The organism is Enterococcus sp. DIV0876, from assembly GCF_050529585.1.
In the GTDB taxonomy this organism is placed as follows: domain Bacteria; phylum Bacillota; class Bacilli; order Lactobacillales; family Enterococcaceae; genus Enterococcus_D.
Genome location: NZ_CP172882.1, coordinates 1,180,615 through 1,205,221 on the forward strand (window position 1 = coordinate 1,180,615; position 24,607 = coordinate 1,205,221).

Sequence of the window (24,607 nt, forward strand, 5' to 3'; positions counted from 1 at the left end):
ATGATAGTGAAGAAAGGCAGGAACGTCAGCAGAAAATGTGTTTTTTTCAGAAAAAATTTCCCATTCTTTCCGCTTTTTCTTGAAGTTTGCTATAATAGGCAAGAAGAGAATAAGAAAGTAGGGAAAATCATATGTTAAGAGTTGAAAAATTAAGAGAAACAATGCGCAAAGGGTCTATCGATGGCTTTTTGATCACAAGTCCATATAATTTGCGCTACTTGACAAATTTCACTGGCACAACAGGTTTGGCTGTGATCACACTTACAAAAGCCTTTTTTGTGACTGACTTCCGTTACACAGAACAAGCAGCTGCGCAAGCAGTTGGCTATGAGATCGTCAAAAATAGCGGACCGATTTTCGATGAAGTCGCGACTATCTGCAAGAATGAAGATATCAACGTCTTGGCATTTGAAGAAAGTCATGTCAGTTTCGCTGAGTACTCTGTCTTGGAGGATCTGATCGAAGAGGCTTCCTTGGCACCAATTTCAGGGATGATCGAAAATCTGCGGGAAGTCAAAGATGAATCAGAAATTGCGCTGATCCAACAGGCTTGCCATATTGCCGATCAAGGTTTTGAACATATACTTAAAATGATTCGTCCTGGCATGACCGAGATCGAAGTGGCCAATCAATTAGATTTCTTTATGCGTTCATTGGGCGCTACAAGTGTATCATTCGATACGATCGTAGCGAGTGGTTTGCGTTCAGCGATGCCCCACGGTGTAGCAAGTAAAAAAGTCATTGAACAAGGTGACTTGATTACCCTTGATTTTGGTTGTTACTATCAAGGATATGTTTCGGATATGACAAGAACCTTTGCTGTAGGTGATCCTGGTGATCAATTGAAAGACATTTATAAAATCGTTTTGGAAGCACAAGAAAAAGTTTTGGCTGCAGCCAAACCTGGGATGACAGGGATCGAATTAGATGCTGTTGCTCGAGATCATATTGCCTCTTATGGCTATGGCGAAGCCTTTGGCCATTCAACAGGACATGGGATTGGCTTAGAGATTCACGAAGGGCCAAATGTGTCCTTTAGAGCAGATAAACCTTTTGTGGTAGGTAATGTCATCACTGATGAACCAGGTATCTATTTGCCAGGTATTGGCGGGGTTCGAATCGAAGATGATTTGCTGATCACAGAAACTGGCAACAAAGTATTGACTCATGCGCCAAAAGAATTGATCATCTTATAATCTGAACACTCCTTTTGACTGGAAATTCATTGAGAAAAGTGGGTTATTATAGATTATCCGCTGAGAAAATGATACACTAAAAACGAGAATAAACCTCTCTGCAAAACGTAGATTGCATCAAGTCATGTTTTCTATTGAAATGGTGTAGAAAGTTACGTTGCTCATTCAAGCAGATGTTCAAAAATGGAGGCAAAACAGATGAACGAAGATAAGAATCTAGTCTTAGACGCTAGCCCTGAGTTAGGTGAAATCGTGATTGCACCTGAAGTCATCGAAATCATTATTGGTATCGCTGCTTCTAAAGTAGAAGGTGTCTATGGCATGCGTGGTACATTCGCCAATAGTGTGACTGAACTTTTGGGACGTGCAGCCCATGGCAAAGGTGTATACTTAACGATCGATGAAACAGGGATCAAAGTAGACTTGTACAGCTATATGACATATGGCGTTTCTGTACCCAAAGTGGCTATGGATATTCAAGAGCGTGTGAAACAACAAGTCTTATTCATGACAGATGTGCAATTGACGGAAGTCAATGTCCATGTGGTGGCAGTCGTGCCAGAAAAAATAGAATTACCAGATATCGAAGAATTATTCGGAAACGATGAGGAAGAAAATGAGTAAAGAATTATCAAGACATGAAATTCGGAAAATGGCATTACAAGCATTATTCCCGCTAGACTTCAATAAAGATTTAACCAAACAAGATGCTATCAAACATGCCATTGCGCTGGAACATCACGAATTGATCGATGAAGAACAAGAACATTTTGTTCCTGCTTACTTGGATCAATTGGTCGTAGGTGTATGTCATTACAAAGAAGAGTTGGACAAGGTGATCCAAAGCCATTTGAAACCCGGCTGGAAGATCCAACGTTTATCTAAGATGGATGTTACGATCTTGCGTATCGCTTTGTATGAAATGATCTACGTCGACAACGTACCAAACCGAGTGGCATTAAACGAAGCGATCGAACTTGCAAAAACCTTTAGTGATGACCAATCACGTAAATTTGTGAATGGAATTTTGTCAACAGTCAACCAAGAATTGTCTGCTGAAAATAAAACTGAAGATGCTTAATAACGAAACACCTTGATAGAAATATCAAGGTGTTTTTTATTTTTAAAAAAACTGCATAGTTAAATAACCATTATTTTTTGTTTTTAAATAAAATTAATTTTGAGATTATTGAATAAAAAGTTGACTTTTGTGGCGCTAGAAGCTTTAATTGAAGAAAGACACAAAAGGGAGTGGTAAAATGCTTATTTATACTAAAAATGATCAAGCAGGGTTACAAACGATTTTTACAGCAAACAATCAATCGAATTCGACTGTGACAATGGGATATATTACTTTATTGCCCGGAGAGCAAATTCCTGAAAAAGGTTTTTCAAGACATGATCAAGATGAATACTCTTACGTCATCAAAGGGACTGCGCACACTGTGCTGGAGGATGGACAGGATATGGTTGGAACAGAAGGTGATTTTCAACTAATAGCTGCAGGGGAAGGACACAAAAATTATAATGATAGTCAAGAACCAGCAGAGCTGGTCTGGTTTCTTGTTGATCCAACGAATAAAACGAGGAACGGGGGACACAGATGAAAACTAGAATGTGTGTGCTTGTTTATCTCATGCTTCTGATAGGTCCGATTCTTGTTGCATGCGGGAGCCAAACTACGCAAAACGCAAGGGAAAGTCATTCTGACGAGATCATTCGCCTCATGTCGTTAAGTGAATTAACCTCATTGGATCCAGCAGCAATGTTAGATTTTCCAGATGCAATTATTCAAAATGCCTCATTCGAAGGACTCTACTATCTGGACGAAAATGATGAAGTGCAGCCAGGCGTTGCCATTGAATTGCCAGAAATTTCAGACGATGGCAAAACCTACACATTTACACTGAGAAAAGATGCCAAATGGAGTAACGGTGATGCTGTAACTGCTGCGGATTTTGAATATGCTTGGAAGCGAATAATTGATCCGGAAAATGGTTTTTTGTATAATTTTTTGATGCACGATTTGATCGAAAATGCATCTGAGATTGCAAAAGGAGAGATGGATCCTGATTTACTAGGGGTTCATGCGATAAACACACATCAGCTTGAAGTCAATTTGACCAATCCAGCGCAATACTTTACGTCATTGATGGTTTTTCCTATTTTCTTTCCTCAAAATAGGGAGGTAGTTGAAACCTATGGATCTGAATATGGCACGAATAGTGAATATATTGTTTTCAATGGACCTTTTGTTGTAGAGGACTGGAAACAGTCGCAAATGGATTGGCGCTTGAAGAAGAATCAACATTATTGGAATCATCCAGTGATTTCAGCAGAGGAGATCCACTTTCAGGTCATCAAAGAAACCTCAACAGCACTCAACCTCTTTGAAGATGATCAGTTGGATGTGGCAATGGTGACTGGCGAAATCGCCAAACAAATGCAAGAAAGTGAATTGTTCCAAAGTTATCCCGCAGCTACTATGGATTATATTCGTTTAAATCAACAACGAGGGGAAGAGATGACTCCGTTAGCCAATGAAAACCTGCGAAAAGCATTGGCATTAGGCATCGATAAAGAAAATCTGATTTCTAATATTATGGCTGATGGTTCTAAACCATTAGATGGCGCAATCACGGAAGGGTTCGTGCGCAATCCAGAAACGGGAGAAGATTTTCGGTCGGAAGCGGGCCCGCTGATGCGATATGATCCCGACAAGGCATTATCTTATTGGCAAAATGCGCAAGAAGAACTAGGAAAGACAGTCACCCTCGATTTGCTAACGACAGACGATAGTGGTTATAAAAAGATGGGTGAAAGCTTGCAATGGGCATTGGAAGATCTTTTTGAAGGCTTAACGGTTACAATGCGTTCAATGCCCGCAGAAGTTGCTTTAAGTGTAGCCAGTGAAAGTGACTATGATATGTTTTTGATTTATTGGACGCCTGATTATCAGGATCCATATTCAACATTAAAAATGATGTACAGCGGGAATAATCGTCACTACTCAAACCCTGAATATGATCGTTTACTAGATGATGCCCGTTATACGTATGCGCTAGAACCAGAAAAACGTTGGCAAACAATGCTCGCCGCTGAAAAAGAATTGATGGAAACCACGGCTGGAATGATCGTTCTTAGTCAAAATCAAAACTCTGTATTGCAAAAATCGACAATCAGTGGCTTAAATTATCATACATTTGCTGCGCCAATGTCATTACGCAACATAAGAAAAGATTCAGACTAGCTACATCCGTGATAAATAATTGTTAAAAGAGCCGCTCATTTTGAGCGGCTCTTTTATTAAAATATAAAGCATTTAACGATGTTTTTCTTTTCAGAAAATGCTATGATAGATAGCATAAAGCCGTCAGTGATTTTGACTGTGGCCTTTCTATGTTGAAAATAAAATGGTTGTATATCAAGGTTGAAGGAGTTGGCAAAATGGCTACATTGATCAATGGAAGAGAATTAGCAGACAACATGCAAAGTGACTTTAAGGCGGAAACCGACTTATTGAAAGAACAAGGTATCATCCCAGGGCTAGTCGTATTGCTTGTGGGAGAGGACAAAGCCAGTCAAACGTATGTTAAAAACAAAGAGTTGGCAGCGACAAAAATCGGAATCCATTCACGTGTTGCCCGCTATTCTGAAACAATCAGCGAAGAAGACTTATTGTCTGAAATTGAAAAATATAATCGTGATAAGGCATTTCATGGTATCTTGGTGCAACTACCTTTACCGAAACATATCAATGAAGAAAAAGTGCTTCTAGCCATAAAACCAGAAAAAGATGTAGATGGTTTTCATCCAATGAACCTTGGAAAATTATTTGCCGGTGTACCTGATCGCATCCCTTGTACGCCTTATGGTATCATGAAAATGTTTGCGGCTTACGATATTGCATTAGAGGGCAAGAACGCTTTAGTGATTGGACGCAGCAATATTGTCGGCAAGCCGATGGCCCACTTGTTGTTGGCAGAAAATGCAACTGTCACTATCGCCCATTCAAAAACAAAAGACTTGCCTGCATTGGCGAAACAGGCTGATATTTTGGTCGTCGCCATCGGTCGAGGCCACTTTGTAACAAAAGAATTTGTCAAAGAAGGTGCAGTAGTGATCGATGTCGGGATGAATCGAGATGCAAACGGCAAATTGATTGGTGATGTCAAGTTTGACGAGGTGGAACCGATCGCAAGCTACATCACGCCAGTTCCTCGAGGTGTAGGCCCAATGACGATTACGATGCTGATGGCACAAACCATTGAAGCAGCAAAGGAGCAATTAGAAAAATAAATGGCACAAGAATATTTAACAGTCACTGCCTTGACCAAATACTTGAAACGCAAATTTGATGCTGATCCCTATTTAGACCGTGTTTATTTGACTGGTGAAATCTCCAATTTTCGCCGTCGACCAAATCATCAATATTTCAGTTTGAAAGATGATGGTGCCAAAATTTCAGTGGTCATGTTCAAAGGGGCTTTTGACAAATTGAAATTCCAACCAGAAGAAGGCATGAAGGTCATGGCTGTTGGCCGTATCACATTATACGAGGCCAGTGGCAATTATCAAATGATGATCGAGCACATGGAACCCGATGGTGTAGGTGCATTGTATCAAGCGTATGAGCAGTTAAAAAACAAACTTTCTGCTGAAGGCTTATTCACGGCACCAAAACAACCGTTGCCGCGTTATCCTAAGCGCATCGCAGTCTTAACGAGTCCCAGCGGTGCGGTGATCAGAGATATTATCACCACGACGCAAAGACGCTATCCTATCGCCCAAATCGTTTTGTTCCCAACGGTTGTACAAGGGAATAAAGCGGCGGATGATGTGGTCAGAAATATTGCCCGCGTAGAAGCCGATGGACATTTTGATACAATGATCATTGGCCGTGGCGGCGGATCGATCGAAGATTTGTGGCCTTTCAACGAAGAACGGGTAGCAAGAGCGATCTTTGCTGCCAAAACGCCAATCATTTCCTCTGTGGGGCATGAAACAGATACCACGATTGCGGATTTGGTGGCGGATGTTCGTGCAGCAACGCCAACTGCCGCAGCGGAATTAGCGGTGCCAGTACTGGCAGAAGAAATCTTGCGGATCGAAGAAAAGCAAGCGCGCCTATCGCAAGCTTTTATGCATCAAATCCAGCGTAAACAAGAACGTTATCAAAGAGCGATTGGTTCTTATGTCTTTAGACAGCCAGAACGTTTATATGAAGCACAATCAATCAAGCTCGATCAACTACAGCAACGGATGAATCAAGGGTTGCAAACGATATTGTTCGAAAAAGACAAACAAGCCCGACAAGTCATCCACCGCTTAGAACAGCAGAACTTGCAAAACCGCATCAAATCAGCGCAGCAAGAAGTTACATATCTGTCGCAACGTTTGGTCAAGAGTATGACGGATACATATACTGCAAAAGAAAATCGGTTGCTTCAAGCAATCCAATCCCTTGATTTATTGAGTCCATTAAAAATCATGGGTAGAGGCTATACGTATACAACTAAAAATGATCAGGTGGTGCGATCATCGGCGGATCTGATGACTGGGGATCGTTTGCAGATCCATTATCAAGATGGATTGGCAGAAGTTGAAGTAATCACAATTGAAGGAGAAGAAAATGGCAAATCCAACATTTGAAGAATCATTACAAGAACTAGAACAAATCGTGACTCGTTTAGAACAAGGAGATGTTCCATTAGAAGAAGCACTGACTGCTTTTCAACAAGGGATGGTCCTAAGCAAACAATGTAAGGACACGTTAAGCAATGCAGAAAAGGCTTTGACTAAGATGATGACTGAATCGAATGAGGAAGTCGATTTCGATGAGGCCAATCAATGAGCAAATTGGAAGAATTCACAAAAGAGCAGGCACCTCATATCGAAGACGTGATGATCCGTTTCATCACCGAGCAAACCAGTGATCCTAAACTTGCAGAGAGCATCCTTTATTCGATCAATGCTGGTGGCAAAAGGATCCGACCATTATTATTGGTTGCTACCGTAGCCGCTTTTGACAAGCCTATTGATCTGGCTGTTTATCAGTGTTGCGCGGCATTAGAAATGATCCATACTTATTCTTTGATCCATGATGATCTGCCTGCAATGGATGATGACGATCTGCGCCGAGGAAAACCGACGAATCATATCGTCTATGGCGAAGCGCTGGCAATTTTAGCTGGTGATGGGCTATTGACAGCGGCTTTCCAGCTGTTATCAATGGCAGATATCGAAGCAGTCAAAAAAGTCCTTCTACTGCAGCAATTAAGTCAAGCAGCCGGCACCAAAGGGATGGTCTCCGGACAAGCAGCTGATGTCCAAGGTGAAAATCAAGATTTGGGGCTTAAAGAATTGATGGGGATTCATGCCCGCAAGACTGGTGAACTCATTCGGTTTGCAGTAGTGGCTGGCGGGGTTTTGGCCGATCAATCAGAAACCATCTTGGTTGAGTTAGATCGATTCGCCCAGCACATCGGCTTAGCCTTCCAAATTCGGGACGATCTGTTAGATGTGATCAGTACGACAGAAGAACTTGGTAAAGTTGTGCATCGTGATGATGCATTAGCCAAAAGTACGTATCCCGCATTGCTAGGTCTTGATGGCGCCAAACAGGCATTATCAGATGAATTGACAAAAGCCAAACAAATTTTGGCACAACTCAGCACGTACGGTCAATTTGATCCAACAATGCTGACAGCTTTTATTGAACGATTTGAGGTTAAAGAGAACCTATGAAAAAAGAACGAGTAGATGTATTAGCAGTACAACAAGGACTGTTTGAAACAAGAGAACAAGCCAAACGTGGTGTGATGGCTGGGTTGGTTTATAAAGAAAGCAACAATGAACGTTTAGACAAACCAGGGGAAAAAATCGCAGCGGATACCTTATTGCAGATCAAAGGGAAAAAATTGCCCTATGTTTCTAGAGGTGGACTCAAATTAGAGAAAGCCCTCAAAGTGTTTGATTTGGATGTAAAAGATAAAATCCTTTTAGACATCGGGGCTTCAACAGGCGGGTTTACTGATGCAGCCTTGCAAAATGGGGCGGCAAAAAGTTATGCTTTAGATGTTGGCTACAATCAATTGGCTTGGAAGTTGCGTCAAGATCCGCGTGTGATTGTCATGGAACGGGTCAATTTTCGCTATGCCAAATCGACGGATTTTCTCGAAGGATTGCCAGAAGTAGCGACGATAGACGTTTCTTTTATTTCCTTGAAACTGATTTTGCCGCCGCTGCATGATATTTTGGTGGCAGGCGGTGACGTGATGGCTTTGATCAAACCGCAGTTTGAAGCCGGTAAAGAAGCAGTTGGTAAGAATGGCATTGTGCGAGACCCTGCTACACACCAGCGGGTGATCGAGGAAATCGTTTCATTTGCAGCGGAAACGAAATTTGATGTGCTGGATCTTAGTTTTTCGCCAATTACTGGCGGTGAAGGCAATATCGAATTTATCGTTCATCTGCGCAAATCGGATAAGATTGGACAAACAGAGGGCATCGATATTGCTGAAGTTGTCGCGAAAGCCCATGAAACATTCCACCATTCAAAATAGCACATGCATGCGAGTCGACATTTACAGTGTCGGCTCTCTTTCTTTCTGAGCCAAAATAGGATAAAATTAATAAGAATTCATTCAGGAGGAACAAAGAGATGAGAAAAAAAGAACGGCATCGCCTGATCACAAGATTGCTTAACGAACAAGACGTTCAAAAACAAGAAGACTTTGTTGAATTGCTTCAACAACGTGGCGTATCAGTGACGCAAGCAACGATCTCTCGAGATATCAAAGAATTGAAACTAGTCAAAGTGCCTTCTCAAAAAGGCGGCTATCGTTACAGCATCCCCCAAGAAACCACCGAAGATGTTTTTGCTAAGTTAGATAAAATCTTAAAGACAGCTTTTGTTTCGGTTGATCGAATGGATAAATTTGTTATCCTCAAAACGTTGCCAGGCAATGCGTCGGCATTGGCCAATTTGATCGATAAGCACTATATCAAAGAATTATTTGGTACATTAAATGATGACGATAATGTCTTGATGATCACTAGAACTGAACAAGATACGGAGCGCTTGTTCAAAGATTTTCAAAGATACGTCTAAAGTATAGGAGAGCAGATATGTTATTAGAACTTTCAATCCAAAATTTTGCGATCATTTCAAATCTGCACCTATCCTTTCATGAAGGAATGACCGCACTCACGGGGGAAACGGGTGCTGGGAAGTCCATTATTATCGATGCCATGGGTTTGCTTGCAGGTGGCCGAGGTTCTAGCGATTACTTACGGCAAGGCACAGACAAGTGTCGTCTAGAAGGGATTTTTGAATGGCCGTTGCAACCCGAATTTCATGTATTGGCTGAAGAACTTGGTATTGATGAAGAGGAAGTCTTGATCGTACAGCGAGATTTCACCCAATCAGGAAAAAATATATGTCGCGTCAACGGACGGACAGTCACCTTATCGGTACTTAGACAGATTGGGCTTTTTTTGGTCGATATACAAGGTCAGAATGAACACCAAGAATTGCTGCAGCCAGAAAAACATCTATATTTATTGGACGGATTTGGTGATGAGCAATTTAAAGCTGAGTTGGCAGACTATCGAGAAGCTTATCGGTCATATCGTGCATTAGAAAATCAAGTGCGCACGATTCAAGAAAATGAACAACTGTATGTACAACGGATGGATATGCTGCAATTTCAACAAGAAGAAATCGCTCAAGCAGAGTTAGTGGAAGACGAAGAGGCACAGTTAGTAGATGAACGGGAAAAACTGATCAATTATCAAAAAATCGTCGATGCATTAAGTCAGAGTTATGCAGCTTTGTCCGCCGAAGAAGCCAATAGTGTTGATGGTGTGAGTCTTGCACTCACAGAAGTCCAAGGAATCGCTCATTTAGATCCGGCTTATGAAAAAATCAGTGAAACGATCCAAAGTGCCTATTACTTGCTGCAAGACGCTGCTGCTGATATCTCAAGGCAAGCCGACAATCTTGAGCTGGATGAAGGGCGATTGGAAGAAGTGATGTCCCGCCTTGAAACGATTCGTCAATTAAAGAGAAAATATGGTGAATCGATCCCTGTTATTTTGGCTTACTATGATAGTATCAGTAAGGAAATCAGTGAATCAGCCTATACCGAAGGCCAGTTAGAGCAGCTGGAAACAGAGCTGGCGCAAAAAGCTGAAGCAATTTGGCAACTTGCAGAAAAATTGCATGTCAAACGCAGAGAGGCTGCGCATCGTTTAGAAAAAGAAATTGTCCAAGAGCTAAAAGAACTGTATATGGAACATGCCCAGTTCGAAGTGCGCTTTGCAAGTGGCGACAAACAATTGACAACCAATGGTTTTGACGATGTTGAATTTTATTTGACTACCAATCCAGGGGAAGGAATGAAACCTTTGGTTCGGGTCGCATCGGGGGGAGAACTCTCACGGATTTTATTGGCCTTAAAATCAATTTTTTCTCGTAAGCAAGGCATCACTAGTATTGTTTTTGATGAAGTAGATACTGGTGTCAGTGGTCGAGTTGCGCAAGCCATTGCTGAGAAAATCGCTAAGATTGCTGCCAATTCGCAAGTGCTATGTATCACCCACTTGCCACAAGTTGCCGCAGTCGCTGATAATCAATACTTTATCGAAAAAGCGATCCAGGATGGACGTACGGAAACCCATGTCAGAAAATTAGCTCAGTCAGAACGTGTAACGGAAATCGCTCGGATGCTATCTGGAGCGGAAATCACAGATTTAACGATCGAGCACGCAAGAGAATTGTTGTCATTGGCCCACCAGTAAGTTTTGTATCATGCAAATGGAAGAACATAGATACATAGACTGACACGATTTAGTTGGAGAAGTCAGAATGTATCCTTGTTCTTCTTTTTATAAGGAGGAAAATCGTGAAAACAAGAAAAAAAGTCTTGATCGGATTGGTCATCACGTTTGTCATTTTAAGTATCGCTGGATGGTTTGGTTGGCAAAAACTACATTATCCACCAGCAGCAGAGGCAGTCAGTGCCGTAGAAAATGCTGAAGATAAGGGAGATTTTTTTTATTTCCCAGGGGAGGAAGAAAAACCACTGGTTATTTTTTACCCAGGTGCGTTAGTGGATGCTGAAAGTTATAGTGTCTGGGCTTCTGCTTTAGCAGATGAAGGCTATGCAGTGGCAATCGTCAAAATGCCTTTTGATTTGGCTGTTTTGGGCGGTAACCGTGCTGTCAAAGTATTAGCTGATGCGCCACAAACGACCTATGTGATCGGCGGCCATTCTTTAGGTGGTGTCATGGCTAGTCGATTTGCCGCAAATGAAAGTGATGGGGTGGAACAAAAATTGGCAGGTGTCTTTTATTTTGCCAGTTACCCTGATGAGAAAGGATCACTAGCTGATCGTGATCTGCCAGTTTTATCATTGATCGGCAGCCGTGATCAAATCGTCAACCACGACAATTGGCAATCCGCAAAAGACTATTTGCCTGATACGGCAGTCTTTAAAGAAATCGAATTAGGGACCCATGCCGGCTTTGGTACCTATGGAGAGCAACGAGGGGAAGAGCCGACGGACTTAACAAATAGTGAACAACAGCAAATCATCGCAGATACGATGGCAGAATGGTTGTCGTCACTAAGTAAATAAAAAAGACAGCAGAAAAAGCACGAGCGCTTCTTCTGCTGTTTTTCATTCAACACACATTTGGGGAAATGTCGATGAATTGATGAAAACATAGAACATAACATAAAAATGCTTTAAATTGGGGAAGCAAAAATAAATGTCTTGTTCTTTTACCAATCGTTTTCTAGGATAGTATATCACATAGTATAATTATCATGCACGTATTTTCCATTGATAGAACGGAAGTTATTCTAAATAATTTGCGTTATTTTGTTACTGTAAGTGAAGGGTAGTAAAAAAACTAGAGAAATTTGGTTTGCAAAAAATAGCAAATAATAATTCTCATTAAATTGAACTAATGGTAAAATGGAAATAATTGGTTTTGCTATTTATTTATTCTCAAGAAAACAAGGAGCGTTATGATGAAAAAAAGTAAATTAATAGGTCCTATCATTGGACTGGTTATCCTATTATCCGGCTGTGCGAGTTGGGCTGATCGTGGTGAATCGATCACAGCTGTTGGATCGTCTGCATTACAGCCATTAGTGGAAACGGTCGCAGAAGAATTTCAAAATTTAAATCCTGGCAAGTTTATCAACGTCCAAGGAGGCGGGAGCGGAACAGGTTTAAGTCAAGTGCAAGCAGGGGCAGTTGAAATCGGCAATTCCGATCTATTTGCGGAAGAAAAATCTGGTATTGATGCAGATGCCTTGGTTGACCATCGCGTGGCAGTGGTCGGGATCACGCCAATCGTCAACAAAGGTGTGGGTGTTTCTGATATTTCAACAACAGATTTAAAAAAAATCTTTCTAGGAGAAATCACCAATTGGAAAGATTTAGGTGGCAATGATGTACCGATCGTTATCTTGAACCGTGCTTCAGGCAGTGGTACCAGAAGTACTTTTGAAAAATGGATCATGGATGGTGAAACAGCGATTGCTTCTCAAGAACAAGATTCAAGTGGGATGGTTCGATCGATCGTTTCAGATACGCCAGGTGCAATCAGCTACGTTGCTTTTTCTTATGTAACAGATGAAGTCAACGTGTTGTCGATCGATGGGGTTTCTCCAACAGATGAAAACGTCACGACGAATGAATGGAAAGTCTGGGCTTATGAACATATGTATACAAAAGGCGAACCTTCTGGATTAACAGCAGAGTTCTTAACGTACATGCTGTCAGATGAAGTACAAGAAAATATTGTTGGTGAGTTAGGGTATATCTCGATTTCCGCGATGCAAGTCGAAAGAGATTGGGAAGGAAATATTGTAAACTAACCTTTACACAAAATTTACAGAAGATTTATATGAAATTGATGTTCAAGAGATAAACTAATGGTTGTGAATTTAGTTTGATTTTTGAGGAGGAGTCCCTCGTGGAAAATGTAAAAGAAGTGTTAACCAAAAAATCGAAACGGGCCAAGATGGAACAAAGAGGCAAAATCATCAGCTTTTTATGTATAGCTTTGATTGTTTTAGTCGTGATCTCGATTTTTTATTTTGTAGCCAGCCGAGGTTTAGCGACTTTCTTCGTCGATAAAATCAATGTGTTTGACTTTTTATTTGGAACAGAATGGAATCCAAGTGCTGTAGGTCCTGACGGACAGCCTTTAGTTGGTGCATTACCAATGATCGTGGGTTCTTTTGTCGTCACGTTTTTATCAGCAATCGTTGCGACACCTTTTGCCATTGGTGCTGCTGTCTTTATGGTAGAAATCTCACCAAAAAATGGTGAAAAAATCTTGCAGCCAGTGATTGAACTATTAGTGGGCATTCCATCAGTTGTATATGGATTCATTGGTTTGTCTGTGGTGGTTCCAGCTGTCCGCTCGGTTTTTGGCGGTACCGGTTTTGGTATTTTGGCAGGGACATTTGTCCTGTTTATTATGATTTTACCTACAGTTACAACAATGACAGTGGATGCTTTGCGCTCAGTTCCTCGGCATTATCGCGAAGCTTCTTTAGCGTTAGGAGCAACGCGTTGGCAGACAATATACAAAGTTGTGCTTCGGGCAGCAGTACCTGGAATTTTAACGGCAGTTGTATTTGGTATGGCCCGTGCTTTTGGTGAAGCACTGGCGATTCAGATGGTTATCGGTAACGCAGCCTTACTACCAACGAGTTTGGTCACCCCGGCTTCTACATTGACATCGATATTGACGATGGGTATCGGAAATACCATCATGGGTACCGTACAAAATAATGTTTTATGGTCATTGGCATTGATCTTACTCTTGATGTCCTTGCTATTTAACATCGTGATTAGATTGATCGGCAAGAAAGGAGCCTTGAAATAATGAATGCAAAACGTTCAGATAAAATCGCAACAGGCGTCTTATATGCTGTTGCTGGTATTATTGTATTGATCTTGGCTTCGCTTTTGCTTTATATCTTAGTGAGAGGTTTGCCGCATATCAGTTGGGAATTTCTTACCTCGCCATCCAAAGCTTATCAAGAAGGCGGCGGAATCGGTATTCAGTTGTTTAATTCGATATATCTCTTGTTTGTCACTATGATCATCAGTTTCCCGATCTCTCTAGGTGCTGGGATTTACTTATCTGAATATGCCAAGAAAAATTGGTTGACTGATATCATCCGCACATCGATCGAGATATTGAGTTCATTGCCTTCAGTGGTTGTCGGATTATTTGGTTTCTTGATTTTTGTTATCCAATTTGGTTATGGATTTTCTATTATTTCTGGTGCATTGGCACTGACTTTCTTTAATTTGCCGCTGCTTACACGTAATGTCGAAGAGTCTTTACAAGCAATCCACTATACCCAAAGAGAAGCAGGGTTGTCATTGGGACTATCGCGGTGGGAAACAGTCACCCGAATCGTTGTTCCAGAGGCGACACCGGGGATTTTGACAGGGGTCATCTTAAGTTCTGGACGGATTTTCGGTGAAGCAGCAGCTTTGATTTATACAGCTGGTCAAAGCGCCCCAGCTTTAGATTTTACCAATTGGAATCCATTGAGTGCATCTAGTCCAATCGGTCTTTTCCGCCAAGCTGAAACATTGGCTGTCCATATTTGGAAAATCAATACAGAAGGTACGATGCCAGATGGCGTCCAAGTCTCCGCAGGGGCGTCTGCTGTATTGATCATCGCGGTGTTACTATTCAACTTTGGCGCTCGTGCAATTGGCAAACGATTGTATCGTAAAATGACGTCGGCATAAGGAGCATAAACGTATGAATGATTATAATTGGGATGAACACAATATCATCACATTTGATCGACCTGAAGAGATCGCACTGTATACAGAAGACCTTCATGTTTGGTATGGTTCGAATGAAGCAATCAAAGGGATCGATCTGCAATTTGAAAAAAATAAAATCACTGCCTTGATTGGGCCATCAGGATGTGGCAAGTCTACCTATTTACGTTCATTGAATCGAATGAATGATGGTATCGCGAATACCAAGATAACGGGTAAAATCATGTATAAAGATGTCGATGTCAATACAAAAGAAGTGGACGTCTATGAAATGCGTAAACGAATCGGCATGGTTTTTCAACGACCTAACCCTTTCAGCAAGTCGATCTATGACAATATCACTTTTGCATTGAAGCGACATGGCGAAAGAAATAAAAAGAAATTGGATGAGGCAGTGGAAACAAGCCTTAAACAAGCTGCACTCTGGGATCAGGTCAAAGATAGCTTAGACAAAAGTGCTTTGGCTTTATCTGGTGGACAACAGCAGCGCCTTTGTATCGCTCGAGCAATTGCCATGAAGCCAGACATCTTGTTGTTGGATGAACCTGCTAGTGCATTAGATCCAATATCAACCGGTACTGTAGAAGAAACATTGGTCAATTTGAAAAATGACTATTCAATCATTATTGTTACGCATAACATGCAGCAAGCAGCACGGATCAGTGATTATACGGCATTCTTCTATTTGGGAAAAGCAATCGAATACGATGAAACGAGAAAAGTCTTTACTCGTCCTAAAATCAAAGCAACAGAAGATTATGTATCAGGTCACTTTGGCTAATCAGATCCGATCAGTAAACGGAGGCAAAGCAATGGCAGAAGAAATCATTACATCAAAAGATCTGCATTTATATTATGGGAAAAAAGAAGCCTTAAGGGGGATCGACCTTTCAATCAATAAAGGGGAGATCACAGCGATGATCGGCCCATCTGGTTGTGGTAAATCAACCTATCTACGGTCATTGAACCGGATGAACGATCTCATTCCAGGTGTAACGATCACCGGAAGTGTCGTGTACAAAGGCAAAGATATCTATAGTCCAAAACAAGATACTGTCGATTTACGCAAAGAAATCGGCATGGTGTTCCAACAACCAAATCCTTTTCCATTTTCGATTTACGAAAACGTTATTTATGGGTTAAAATTAAAAGGTGTCAAAGACAAAGCACTTTTGGATAAAACAGTCGAAGAGAGTCTAAAAGCTGCCTCAGTTTGGGAAGATGTCAAGGACAAACTACATCAAAGCGCGTTGTCACTTTCTGGTGGTCAGCAACAAAGAGTATGTATCGCCCGCGTATTAGCAGTCGATCCAGAAATTATTTTGTTAGACGAACCAACAAGTGCCCTTGATCCGATTTCATCTGGAAAAATAGAAAACACCTTATTGGCGCTCAAAGACCGTTATACAATGATCATCGTGACCCACAACATGTCGCAAGCTTCTAGAATCTCTGACAAAACAGCTTTCTTTTTAGATGGCAATTTGATTGAATTTAATGACACCAAAAAAGTATTTTTAAGTCCAAGCAAAAAAGAAACAGAAGATTATATTTCTGGAAGATTCGGATAGGAGGAAAAGGGATGTTGCGTACACAATTTGAAGAAGAATTACTGAATCTGCATAATCAGTTTTATGAAATGGGGATGTTGGTCAGCAGTGCCATCCATAAGTCTGTACGAGCGTATGTCAAACATGACAAAGAAATCGCCCGTGAAGTCATTGAAAATGATGAAGCCATCAATAACATGGAAGTTCGTTTAGAAAAGAAAAGTTTTGAAATGATTGCTTTACAACAGCCAGTCACTACAGACTTGCGGATGATCATCACCGTCATGAAAGCCAGCTCCGATTTAGAGCGAATGGGAGATCATGCAGTATCAATCGCCAAGTCAACGATTCGTGTCAAAGGTGAAACCAGGATCGCAGAAATTGAAAAAGAAATTTCTGATATGTCTGATTATGTGAAAAAAATGGTTGATAATGTACTCGTTGCCTATGTCAAAACAGACCAAGATGACGCCCGCATGATTGCACAAATGGACGAACGGGTCAATGAATATTACCGTGATATTTATTATCAAACGATTGAAAGCATGAAAGCAAATCCTGAAACGGTGGTTAGCGGCACTGATTATTTATCAGTTGCACAATATCTAGAACGTATCGGTGATTATGTCACCAACATTTGTGAGTGGATCGTCTACTTAGCAACAGGAAAAATAAGTGAATTGAATACCAATCGTACTGAAATGATTTGATTGGATTTACTTCTTTACAGGGACATTGTCGATGACAGTGTCTCTTTTTTTTGTTAAAGTAAACACAGCAGTATTTTAGATCATATAGGTGGAAATAGACTGATAAAACTACCCATACTGCAGATTGAGCCAAATTTGGTACTTAAGACCTATGACATATGTCCGTATAAAAGGCATAATAGATTCGTAAGCTAAACATGCAATCACACATTTGCTGAAGGAGGCAATTTCCATGAACGAAAGAGAACGTATTTTGGATCTAGTAAAAAAAGGTGTGCTTTCTACAGAAGAAGCCTTAGATTTACTGGAAAGTATGGCAAAAGACAAAGACGAAAAACAAATCAATAAAGCTGCAGCTGAAGTAACTGCTGATAAGACAAATGATCCTTTTGATGAAGTTGAACCATCAACTTTTACTACCGACGATTTTGATGGCGAAGAAAAATTACGTCAAAATGAAGCACAAGACAAAGAAAACTTAGAAAAGATCTTAGATAGTTTGGCAACAGATGCCAATCAAGCGTCCGCTGAATTAGATGAAATCAATGTTGAAATCTTAGGCTTGAAAGAAGAGTTGAAAGAAGCACAAGAAACGTTGATGCAATTGAATACCAAGGAAGAGTTGGATCAATTATCTGAAGATGAGTTGGCATCAAGACAAGAAGCGGAAGCAACTATTGCGGCCCTTGAAGAATCTTTAGATGCGCTGACTGAGGAAAAAGCGGGATTGGACGCAAAACTGAAAAATATTCGTAAAGACCAATGGTCACAAACGAAAGAAAAAATCAGTCAAAAACTAGATATTCCTGAAGACTGGAAAGAACAAGCAACAGATACATTTAATCAAGTCAGTGAAAAAATGGTTGATGCAGGTAGTCATTTCGGGAAATTTTTGAAAAAAACCATGCGGACCGTGACAGATTCTGTCAACGACAATATGGAATGGAAAGACATCAATCTGAAGGTTCCTGGTGTCGCAGCAACGAAATTCGAACATACTTTTACCTATGAAGAAACAGCGGCTACTTTGATCGATGTCAAATTAGCCAACGGGAATGTGACCTTTGCAACTTGGGATGGATCAGGCGTGAAAGTTGACGCGAAAATCAAACTTTATGGTAAAATGGAAGCTGTTGAACCATTTGATGCTTTTGAAGCGAGAAGCCAAATCGATGTCGATGATGAACGTATTTCTTTCCAAATTCCAAATAAACGGATCAGAGCAGACCTAGACTTCTATTTGCCAAAACGCACGTACGATCATGTCGCAGTCAAATTATTGAACGGCAACGTGACTTTCAATGACTTAGACGCAAAAGATGTCTATACCAAATCAACAAATGGCAATATTGATTTTCGCCAAGTCAATGCGTCAATGTTGGAAATCGAAGGTGTCAATGGCACGATCACAGTGCGAGAAGGCGATATTTTAGACGCGATCATTGAAACTGTCAATGGAGACGTCACGATAACGGCAACACCGCAAAACACGGGTATTTCATTGGTCAATGGAAATATACGTCTTACATTCAAAGAAAATCATCTGCAAAAACTAAATGCCAGTTCAGTCAATGGTAATGTCAAAGTGGCTTTGCCAGAAGGAATCGGTTTTGAAGGTCTTGCTAAAACAAGTCTTGGCAGTATCAACAACCGTTTAGCGGATGCAGAAATCGTTCGCGAGAAGAAAGAACGATTGAACCAATTGCTGCAATTCCGTCGTGTTGCTGATAAAGTAGCACAAATCGATTTGTCAACAACGACTGGTAATGTCTTTATCAAAGACACAGACAAATAAATCAAAAGTGCATACGGTCAACCATTGAAACGTAGAAGGAAGGTGTAGATAAATGAACAAAAAATTGACAAAATCAACCAATAATGTTGTGATAACAGGTACTTTAGGTGGACTGGCAGAATACTTAGGCATCGATCCAACCATCGTTCGCGTGATCTATGTCTTTCTAGCATTAGTAACTGCTGCATTTCCTGGAATCACACTATATATCATCTTAGCCGTCTTGATTCCTTCTGGACGTAAACGTTCAAATGGGTATGGACATGACAATGAATACTATCAAAAGAACAATTATAAAGAAACAAGTCGTCCCCGCAAACCAGCGGAAAAGGTAGAGGATGAGGACTGGAGTGACTTCTAGTGTCTTACTTTCAACGATTGGTCATGAATACTTTGACATTTGTTGCATTGGCTGTATTGTTACCCAATATGGTCCATGTCCAAAGTATTTTAACAGCAGTTATTGCTAGTTTTGTGCTATCGATCCTCAACGCTTTGATCAAACCAATACTAACGGTGATATCTTTCCCGTTAACACTGTTGACATTTGGGTTGTTCAGTTTTGTGATCAATGCATTGATGTTGAATCTGACTTCTTATTTTGTCGGCGCTGCTAGTTTTGGTTTTTCATCATTTGGCGCGGCAATCTTAGTCGCCTTGGTTATGTCGGTCGTGAATATGATCGTCACGGAGCATCATCTCGAGAAATATTCAAATTAAAAGACGTGTTGGTTTGCTGCATCGATTTGATCGATGCAGCGCCAACAACGTCTTTTTTTTTATTTCAATTGGGATTCAGGGATTTCTGACAGATATTGGTCAACTGCGGCCAATGTGTCGTCCAATGCACCTTTTTCAAATGGTGAGCGTAGATGGGCCAACGATAAAATTTCAAGGAATGTTTTTGTTCCCCCAACTTGACAGATGGCTAAATAATCTTGCCAAGCTGTTTCGTCTTGGGCAACGATAAATCGATACCAGAATTGGAAAGCACAGACTTGAGCCAATGTGTAATCAATATAATAAAATGGTGATTCAAAAATGTGTCCTTGACGGAACCAATACAAACCACGATCTAAATCAGGCATTTCAACGTAATCACGCTCAGGACAATATTGTTTTTCTAATTCGCGCCAACATTGTTTTCGTTGTTCAGGTGTCCAATTAGGATGCTCATATACTTCTTGTTGAAAGTGATCGACCAATACACCATAAGGTAAAAACTGCAAACCACTTGCAAGATGTGCAAATTTGTACTTTTCTGTTTCATCTTCAAAGAAGCTGTCCATCCATGGCCATGCAATAAATTCCATAGACATGGAGTGGATCTCGCAAGATTCGAAGTTTGGAAACAAGATTTCAGGTTCTTTGATCCAACGAGATGAAAATGCTTGGAAGGCGTGGCCGGTTTCGTGCGTCAAGACATCGACATCCCCTGATGTGCCATTGAAGTTGGCAAAAATAAATGGTGACTGATAGTCTTGAATAAAGGTACAGTAGCCACCAGATTGCTTGCCTTTTTTACTGAGTAGGTCTAATAGATCATGTTCAACCATGAAATCAAAGAATTCTCCAGTTTCAGGTGACATTTCGTGGTACATGATCCGTGCTTTTTCCACTAACGCTTCTGGTGTACCTTTTGGCGTTGCATTTCCTGTTGGATAAACCAATGGTAAATCAATATAAGTGGCATGATCCAGCTGATTGCGTTCAGCTTGTCGTTGATACAATTTTTGAGTGATCGGCACAACTTTTTCTAAAATTTCTTGTCGATAGGTTTCGATCATTTGGCGATCATAATCCCAACGATTCATTTGAGTATCGGCAAATTCAACATAATTGCTGAAACCCAGCTTTTGAGCAATCTCTGTTCGAACTTGGACCATATCATCGTAAATTTGATCGAACTCAGTTTCATGATCAGCAAAAAAAGCGGTTTGTTTTTCAAAAGCCTCCTGACGGATTTTACGGTCTTTATTTTCCGTGAATGGCCGTAATTGTGCCAAAGTATACACCTGACCTTGAAATTCGATTTGAGCAGAGGCAACTAGTTTGCCATAGTCTGATGACAATTGATTTTCTTTTTGGAAGAGTTCAATCAGAGATTCATCGAATAGTTTGACGCGGCTTTCTGCAAAAAGAAATAAAGTCTCAGGATAGATTTCTTTTAATTCTGGCAATAAGGGCGATGTCAACAATGTTTGATAAAACTTGAAATCCAAAGCCTCAAAATGGGGCTGATAGGTATTCCAAAATTCGTCCTCTGCTTCATAGAAAGCATCGTTGGTATTGATTGAGTAACGGATAGATGCTAAATTTGCTGCGGTATCGATGGTTCCTCTTAAACGGTTCAATGTGTCGACTGCTTCTTTTGCAAAAGCCAATGAGTCCGCATCTTTTAATGCAGATAACGCTTGGTTGTATTCCTCTTGATATGATGGAAAATCTGGTCTTTGGTAAGTATAGTCTGAAAATTTCATATTTTCCCCTCCTTAGCATAAATCATAACACAAAACAAAAAGAATGAGACCACCCGAAAGCGAAGGTAGTATCTTTTCTCATAGAATGATAAAATAGAACAAGAATAGCGTGTAAAAACACGCGAAGAATGACAACAGATTGGAAAAGAGGGAATCAAATGGCAGAAACAGTCAAAGTCAGTGAACTGGCTGAGGCGTTAAAATTAGAAATCATCGAAGGCAATGAAACGAGTTTAGAACGGGAGATATTTACAGGGGATATCTCACGTCCTGGCTTGGAATTGACAGGTTATTTTAATTATTACTCACACGACCGTCTGCAGTTATTCGGCAGCAAGGAAATCACGTTTGCTGAACGAATGATGCCAGAAGAACGGTTGATGGTCATGCGTAAAATGTGCGCAGAAGACACGCCAGGATTTATTGTATCAAGAGGATTAGCAGTTCAAGCAGAAATGATCCAAGCGTGCCGTGAAAACAATATCGCATTGCTGCGTTCGCCAATCTCCACATCAAGACTTCAGGGGGAACTTTCTAGCTTCCTAGATGGTCGGTTAGCATCACGCACTAGTGTCCATGGTGTGCTGGTAGATGTCTATGGCCTAGGGGTTTTGATCCAAGGTGATAGCGGTATCGGAAAAAGTGAAACAGCTTTGGAATTGATCAAGCGGGGACATCGTTTGATCGCCGATGACCGTGTCGATGTTTATAAACAAGATGAGTTGACATTGGTGGGTGAGCCGCCTAAGATCCTTCAACATCTGATTGAGATCCGCGGAATTGGCATCATTGATGTGATGAATCTCTTTGGTGCTAGTGCTGTCCGTGGTTATATGCAAGTACAAGTTGCCGTTTATCTTGAGGCTTGGGCGAAAGACAAGAAATATGATCGCCTAGGGACCGATGATACGACGGTTGAAATCGGCGGTGTAGATGTTCCGCAAATCAAAATTCCTGTCAAGACGGGACGAAATGTCGCAATCATTATCGAAGTAGCCGCGATGAACTTCCGGGCCAAAACGATGGGGTATGATGCAACCAAAACATTTGAAAACCGATTAACACAACTGATCGAAGAAAATTCTGGGAATTAAAAGGAGTTAGATGAATGTTAGCTTTAATAAATCGTGTGGCATTTGAATTATTTGGATTACCAATCTACTGGTATGCGATCATTATAGTATCTGGTGTGATCATTGCCATGTGGTTGAGTACCAGAGAAGCAGTCCGTGTGGGTTTAAAGGGCGACGATGTAACAGACTTTATGTTGATTGGTTTACCTGTATCTATCATTGGCGCGCGCTTGTATTATATATTGTTTGATCTTCCGTATTATTTGAATGATCCGGCACAGATATTCAATATTCGTTCCGGAGGGATCGCCATCTATGGTGCATTGATTGCCGGGGGGATTTGGCTATACTTTTTCTGTCGCCGAAATTTTATCTCGACTTGGACCTTTTTAGATATTGCTGCGCCTAGCGTGCTGTTGGCGCAAGGGATCGGTCGTTGGGGCAACTTCATGAACCATGAAGCCCATGGGGTTGAAGTCAGCCGCGCATTTTTGGAGAGTTTGTATTTGCCAAAGTTTATTATTGATAATATGTATATCGATGAAGCATATCGACAACCAACTTTCTTATATGAATCTGTCTGGAATGTGATTGGCTTTATCGTATTGATCTTTTTGCGCAAAAAAAGAGGTTTATTAAAAGAAGGCGAAGTTTTCCTAGGCTACCTGATCTGGTATGGTTTTGGTCGTTTCTTCATTGAGGGAATGCGGACGGATAGTCTTTATTTGATCGGAGATATCAGGGTATCGCAAGCTTTATCTGCATTGTTATTTGTAGGCGCAATCGTTGTCCTGGTTTGGCGCCGTAAAAAACAAGCGCCAAAAGATTATAATCGTGGTTATGGAAGTAATCAATATTTAATATAAGAGTTATTTTTTTAGAAATATGCTAAAATAGGCAAGTGGCATCAAACGTAGTAATATTATGAGGAGGTTTCCATAGTGAAACAAAAAATAGCCGTTTTAGGACCTGGTTCATGGGGGACTGCACTGGCAAAAGTCTTATCTGAAAATGGACACGAAGTGACGATTTGGGGGAATAACCCCGCACAAATCGATGAAATCAATAATTACCATACGAATCGCCATTACTTACCTGACTTGAAACTTCCCCAAGATATTGTGGGTTGTAAAGAAATGGCTGAAGCAATCGAAGATGCAGATGCAGTTTTGTTTGTAGTGCCAACGAAAGCAATTCGCTCAGTTGCCCAAGAATTTGCAATGATCACCAAAAATAAACCCATGATTATTCATGCGTCAAAAGGATTGGAACAAGGCACGCATAAACGGATCTCTGAAGTGTTGGCAGAAGAAATCAGTCAAGACAAACGACAAAATATTGTCGTTCTTTCTGGTCCTTCCCATGCTGAAGAAGTGGCTGTTCGTGATATTACAACAATCACTGCGGCGAGTGAAAAAGAAACTGCAGCGAAATATGTACAGAATCTATTTATGAATGATTATTTCCGGATTTATACCAACAATGATGTCATCGGTGTCGAAACCGGGGCAGCTTTGAAAAATATCATTGCTATTGGCGCTGGTGCCATTGCCGGTCTTGGGTTTGGCGATGATGCCAAAGCAGCCATTATGACACGGGGGTTAGCCGAAATCAGCCGTTTAGGTGTGGCCATGGGCGCGAATCCATTGACGTTTATTGGATTAAGTGGTGTTGGCGATTTGATCGTCACTTGTACAAGTGTTCATTCACGCAATTGGCGGGCCGGCAACTTATTAGGCAAAGGGCATAGTCTAGACGAAGTCTTAGAAAATATGGGCATGATCGTAGAGGGTGTTTCCACGACCAAAGCGGCGCGTGAACTTGCAGAGGCATTGTCAGTAGATATGCCGATCACAGAAACAATCTATGCCGTTTTGTATGAAGGAAAAGATATTCATCAAGCTGCGAAAGATATTATGTTGCGTGATGGTAAAGTTGAAAATGAATTTACAATATAAATCTATT

The 24,607-nt window shown here is 40.9% G+C and carries 26 protein-coding genes; 25 read left to right on the top strand and 1 reads right to left on the bottom strand.

What is annotated here, in order from left to right:
• The first annotated feature begins 131 nt into the window (after nt 1–131).
• From IGI41_RS05480 to IGI41_RS05585, 22 genes are all read left to right on the top strand, one after another.
• Nucleotides 132–1,196 (top strand): M24 family metallopeptidase, encoded by a 1,065-nt coding sequence (locus IGI41_RS05480; RefSeq protein ID WP_430612010.1) that lies wholly within the window; start codon nt 132–134, stop codon nt 1,194–1,196.
• A 198-nt stretch (nt 1,197–1,394) separates the two neighbouring features.
• On the top strand, nt 1,395–1,820 hold the full coding sequence (locus tag IGI41_RS05485) for an Asp23/Gls24 family envelope stress response protein (RefSeq protein WP_430612012.1): 426 nt from the start codon (nt 1,395–1,397) through the stop codon (nt 1,818–1,820).
• Nucleotides 1,813–2,277, top strand: a complete 465-nt coding sequence (gene nusB / locus IGI41_RS05490) for a transcription antitermination factor NusB (RefSeq protein WP_430612014.1) — start codon at nt 1,813–1,815, stop codon at nt 2,275–2,277. Before IGI41_RS05485 ends, nusB begins: the two co-directional genes overlap by 8 nt.
• A 178-nt stretch (nt 2,278–2,455) precedes the next feature.
• Nucleotides 2,456–2,803, top strand: coding sequence for a cupin domain-containing protein (locus IGI41_RS05495; RefSeq protein WP_430612016.1), 348 nt, complete (start codon nt 2,456–2,458; stop codon nt 2,801–2,803).
• A complete protein-coding gene (locus IGI41_RS05500; RefSeq protein WP_430612018.1) occupies nt 2,800–4,446 on the top strand; it encodes a peptide ABC transporter substrate-binding protein in 1,647 nt (548 codons plus the stop codon). Before IGI41_RS05495 ends, IGI41_RS05500 begins: the two co-directional genes overlap by 4 nt.
• Before the next feature lie 197 nt (nt 4,447–4,643).
• Entirely contained in the window at nt 4,644–5,495 is an 852-nt protein-coding gene (locus IGI41_RS05505) for a bifunctional methylenetetrahydrofolate dehydrogenase/methenyltetrahydrofolate cyclohydrolase (RefSeq protein WP_430612020.1), read from the top strand.
• Complete coding sequence (gene xseA / locus IGI41_RS05510; RefSeq protein WP_430612022.1) at nt 5,496–6,848, top strand: exodeoxyribonuclease VII large subunit; 1,353 nt, start codon at nt 5,496–5,498, stop codon at nt 6,846–6,848.
• Nucleotides 6,829–7,050, top strand: a complete 222-nt coding sequence (locus IGI41_RS05515) for an exodeoxyribonuclease VII small subunit (protein ID WP_430612024.1) — start codon at nt 6,829–6,831, stop codon at nt 7,048–7,050. The genes xseA and IGI41_RS05515 overlap by 20 nt, the downstream gene beginning before the upstream one ends.
• Complete coding sequence (locus IGI41_RS05520) at nt 7,047–7,943, top strand: polyprenyl synthetase family protein (RefSeq protein WP_430612026.1); 897 nt, start codon at nt 7,047–7,049, stop codon at nt 7,941–7,943. The genes IGI41_RS05515 and IGI41_RS05520 overlap by 4 nt, the downstream gene beginning before the upstream one ends.
• On the top strand, nt 7,940–8,761 hold the full coding sequence (locus IGI41_RS05525) for a TlyA family RNA methyltransferase (protein ID WP_430612028.1): 822 nt from the start codon (nt 7,940–7,942) through the stop codon (nt 8,759–8,761). The genes IGI41_RS05520 and IGI41_RS05525 overlap by 4 nt, the downstream gene beginning before the upstream one ends.
• Nucleotides 8,762–8,859: 98 nt before the next feature.
• Nucleotides 8,860–9,309 carry an arginine repressor gene (gene argR, locus IGI41_RS05530; RefSeq protein WP_430612030.1) on the top strand — a complete coding sequence of 150 codons (450 nt, stop codon included), beginning with the start codon at nt 8,860–8,862 and terminating at the stop codon, nt 9,307–9,309.
• A 17-nt stretch (nt 9,310–9,326) separates the two neighbouring features.
• A complete protein-coding gene (gene recN, locus IGI41_RS05535) occupies nt 9,327–11,000 on the top strand; it encodes a DNA repair protein RecN (protein WP_430612032.1) in 1,674 nt (557 codons plus the stop codon).
• A 104-nt stretch (nt 11,001–11,104) separates the two neighbouring features.
• Nucleotides 11,105–11,839 carry an alpha/beta hydrolase gene (locus IGI41_RS05540; RefSeq protein WP_430612034.1) on the top strand — a complete coding sequence of 245 codons (735 nt, stop codon included), beginning with the start codon at nt 11,105–11,107 and terminating at the stop codon, nt 11,837–11,839.
• A 398-nt stretch (nt 11,840–12,237) separates the two neighbouring features.
• The gene (locus tag IGI41_RS05545) at nt 12,238–13,092 is read left to right on the top strand and encodes a phosphate ABC transporter substrate-binding protein PstS family protein (protein WP_430612036.1); all 855 of its coding nucleotides are present in this window, start codon (nt 12,238–12,240) and stop codon (nt 13,090–13,092) included.
• A 98-nt stretch (nt 13,093–13,190) separates the two neighbouring features.
• Nucleotides 13,191–14,111: a phosphate ABC transporter permease subunit PstC gene (gene pstC / locus IGI41_RS05550; protein ID WP_430612038.1), complete on the top strand. Its 921-nt coding sequence runs from the start codon at nt 13,191–13,193 to the stop codon at nt 14,109–14,111.
• Nucleotides 14,111–14,995 (top strand): phosphate ABC transporter permease PstA, encoded by an 885-nt coding sequence (pstA, locus tag IGI41_RS05555; RefSeq protein WP_430612040.1) that lies wholly within the window; start codon nt 14,111–14,113, stop codon nt 14,993–14,995. Before pstC ends, pstA begins: the two co-directional genes overlap by 1 nt.
• 13 nt (nt 14,996–15,008) lie before the next feature.
• Nucleotides 15,009–15,815, top strand: coding sequence for a phosphate ABC transporter ATP-binding protein PstB (gene pstB / locus IGI41_RS05560; RefSeq protein ID WP_430612042.1), 807 nt, complete (start codon nt 15,009–15,011; stop codon nt 15,813–15,815).
• A gap of 31 nt (nt 15,816–15,846) precedes the next feature.
• Nucleotides 15,847–16,605 carry a phosphate ABC transporter ATP-binding protein PstB gene (pstB, locus tag IGI41_RS05565; protein WP_430612044.1) on the top strand — a complete coding sequence of 253 codons (759 nt, stop codon included), beginning with the start codon at nt 15,847–15,849 and terminating at the stop codon, nt 16,603–16,605.
• 11 nt (nt 16,606–16,616) lie between these two features.
• Nucleotides 16,617–17,294, top strand: a complete 678-nt coding sequence (phoU, locus tag IGI41_RS05570; RefSeq protein ID WP_430612046.1) for a phosphate signaling complex protein PhoU — start codon at nt 16,617–16,619, stop codon at nt 17,292–17,294.
• Between the two features lie 232 nt (nt 17,295–17,526).
• Entirely contained in the window at nt 17,527–19,089 is a 1,563-nt protein-coding gene (liaX, locus tag IGI41_RS05575; protein ID WP_430612048.1) for a daptomycin-sensing surface protein LiaX, read from the top strand.
• 52 nt (nt 19,090–19,141) lie between these two features.
• On the top strand, nt 19,142–19,450 hold the full coding sequence (locus IGI41_RS05580; protein WP_430612050.1) for a PspC domain-containing protein: 309 nt from the start codon (nt 19,142–19,144) through the stop codon (nt 19,448–19,450).
• Nucleotides 19,450–19,809 carry a phage holin family protein gene (locus tag IGI41_RS05585; protein ID WP_430612052.1) on the top strand — a complete coding sequence of 120 codons (360 nt, stop codon included), beginning with the start codon at nt 19,450–19,452 and terminating at the stop codon, nt 19,807–19,809. Before IGI41_RS05580 ends, IGI41_RS05585 begins: the two co-directional genes overlap by 1 nt.
• Before the next feature lie 59 nt (nt 19,810–19,868).
• Here IGI41_RS05585 and IGI41_RS05590 read toward each other — a convergent pair whose 3' ends face one another.
• Nucleotides 19,869–21,569 carry a M3 family oligoendopeptidase gene (locus IGI41_RS05590; RefSeq protein WP_430612054.1) on the bottom strand — a complete coding sequence of 567 codons (1,701 nt, stop codon included), beginning with the start codon at nt 21,567–21,569 and terminating at the stop codon, nt 19,869–19,871.
• Nucleotides 21,570–21,727: 158 nt separating this feature from the next.
• On the opposite strand from IGI41_RS05590, the gene hprK reads away from it, so the two are divergent.
• The 3 genes from hprK (at nt 21,728) to IGI41_RS05605 (ending at nt 24,600) form a co-directional block, all read left to right on the top strand.
• On the top strand, nt 21,728–22,663 hold the full coding sequence (gene hprK, locus IGI41_RS05595) for an HPr(Ser) kinase/phosphatase (RefSeq protein WP_430612056.1): 936 nt from the start codon (nt 21,728–21,730) through the stop codon (nt 22,661–22,663).
• A gap of 14 nt (nt 22,664–22,677) precedes the next feature.
• On the top strand, nt 22,678–23,508 hold the full coding sequence (lgt, locus tag IGI41_RS05600) for a prolipoprotein diacylglyceryl transferase (protein WP_430612058.1): 831 nt from the start codon (nt 22,678–22,680) through the stop codon (nt 23,506–23,508).
• A gap of 75 nt (nt 23,509–23,583) precedes the next feature.
• Complete coding sequence (locus IGI41_RS05605) at nt 23,584–24,600, top strand: NAD(P)H-dependent glycerol-3-phosphate dehydrogenase (protein ID WP_430612060.1); 1,017 nt, start codon at nt 23,584–23,586, stop codon at nt 24,598–24,600.
• Nucleotides 24,601–24,607: the final 7 nt, after the last annotated feature.

What these genes read in the sequence shown, in the direction of transcription:
- argR (WP_430612030.1), top strand. Translation starts at nt 8,860, where the DNA reads ATGAGAAAAAAAGAACGGCATCGCCTGATCACAAGATTGCTTAACGAA.
- hprK (WP_430612056.1), top strand. Translation starts at nt 21,728, where the DNA reads ATGGCAGAAACAGTCAAAGTCAGTGAACTGGCTGAGGCGTTAAAATTA.
- IGI41_RS05590 (WP_430612054.1), bottom strand. Translation starts at nt 21,569, where the DNA reads ATGAAATTTTCAGACTATACTTACCAAAGACCAGATTTTCCATCATAT.
- IGI41_RS05495 (WP_430612016.1), top strand. Translation starts at nt 2,456, where the DNA reads ATGCTTATTTATACTAAAAATGATCAAGCAGGGTTACAAACGATTTTT.
- IGI41_RS05500 (WP_430612018.1), top strand. Translation starts at nt 2,800, where the DNA reads ATGAAAACTAGAATGTGTGTGCTTGTTTATCTCATGCTTCTGATAGGT.
- liaX (WP_430612048.1), top strand. Translation starts at nt 17,527, where the DNA reads ATGAACGAAAGAGAACGTATTTTGGATCTAGTAAAAAAAGGTGTGCTT.
- IGI41_RS05580 (WP_430612050.1), top strand. Translation starts at nt 19,142, where the DNA reads ATGAACAAAAAATTGACAAAATCAACCAATAATGTTGTGATAACAGGT.
- IGI41_RS05520 (WP_430612026.1), top strand. Translation starts at nt 7,047, where the DNA reads ATGAGCAAATTGGAAGAATTCACAAAAGAGCAGGCACCTCATATCGAA.
- xseA (WP_430612022.1), top strand. Translation starts at nt 5,496, where the DNA reads ATGGCACAAGAATATTTAACAGTCACTGCCTTGACCAAATACTTGAAA.
- lgt (WP_430612058.1), top strand. Translation starts at nt 22,678, where the DNA reads ATGTTAGCTTTAATAAATCGTGTGGCATTTGAATTATTTGGATTACCA.
- IGI41_RS05525 (WP_430612028.1), top strand. Translation starts at nt 7,940, where the DNA reads ATGAAAAAAGAACGAGTAGATGTATTAGCAGTACAACAAGGACTGTTT.
- nusB (WP_430612014.1), top strand. Translation starts at nt 1,813, where the DNA reads ATGAGTAAAGAATTATCAAGACATGAAATTCGGAAAATGGCATTACAA.
- pstB (WP_430612042.1), top strand. Translation starts at nt 15,009, where the DNA reads ATGAATGATTATAATTGGGATGAACACAATATCATCACATTTGATCGA.
- recN (WP_430612032.1), top strand. Translation starts at nt 9,327, where the DNA reads ATGTTATTAGAACTTTCAATCCAAAATTTTGCGATCATTTCAAATCTG.
- IGI41_RS05545 (WP_430612036.1), top strand. Translation starts at nt 12,238, where the DNA reads ATGAAAAAAAGTAAATTAATAGGTCCTATCATTGGACTGGTTATCCTA.
- IGI41_RS05515 (WP_430612024.1), top strand. Translation starts at nt 6,829, where the DNA reads ATGGCAAATCCAACATTTGAAGAATCATTACAAGAACTAGAACAAATC.
- pstA (WP_430612040.1), top strand. Translation starts at nt 14,111, where the DNA reads ATGAATGCAAAACGTTCAGATAAAATCGCAACAGGCGTCTTATATGCT.
- IGI41_RS05480 (WP_430612010.1), top strand. Translation starts at nt 132, where the DNA reads ATGTTAAGAGTTGAAAAATTAAGAGAAACAATGCGCAAAGGGTCTATC.
- pstB (WP_430612044.1), top strand. Translation starts at nt 15,847, where the DNA reads ATGGCAGAAGAAATCATTACATCAAAAGATCTGCATTTATATTATGGG.
- IGI41_RS05485 (WP_430612012.1), top strand. Translation starts at nt 1,395, where the DNA reads ATGAACGAAGATAAGAATCTAGTCTTAGACGCTAGCCCTGAGTTAGGT.
- phoU (WP_430612046.1), top strand. Translation starts at nt 16,617, where the DNA reads ATGTTGCGTACACAATTTGAAGAAGAATTACTGAATCTGCATAATCAG.
- IGI41_RS05505 (WP_430612020.1), top strand. Translation starts at nt 4,644, where the DNA reads ATGGCTACATTGATCAATGGAAGAGAATTAGCAGACAACATGCAAAGT.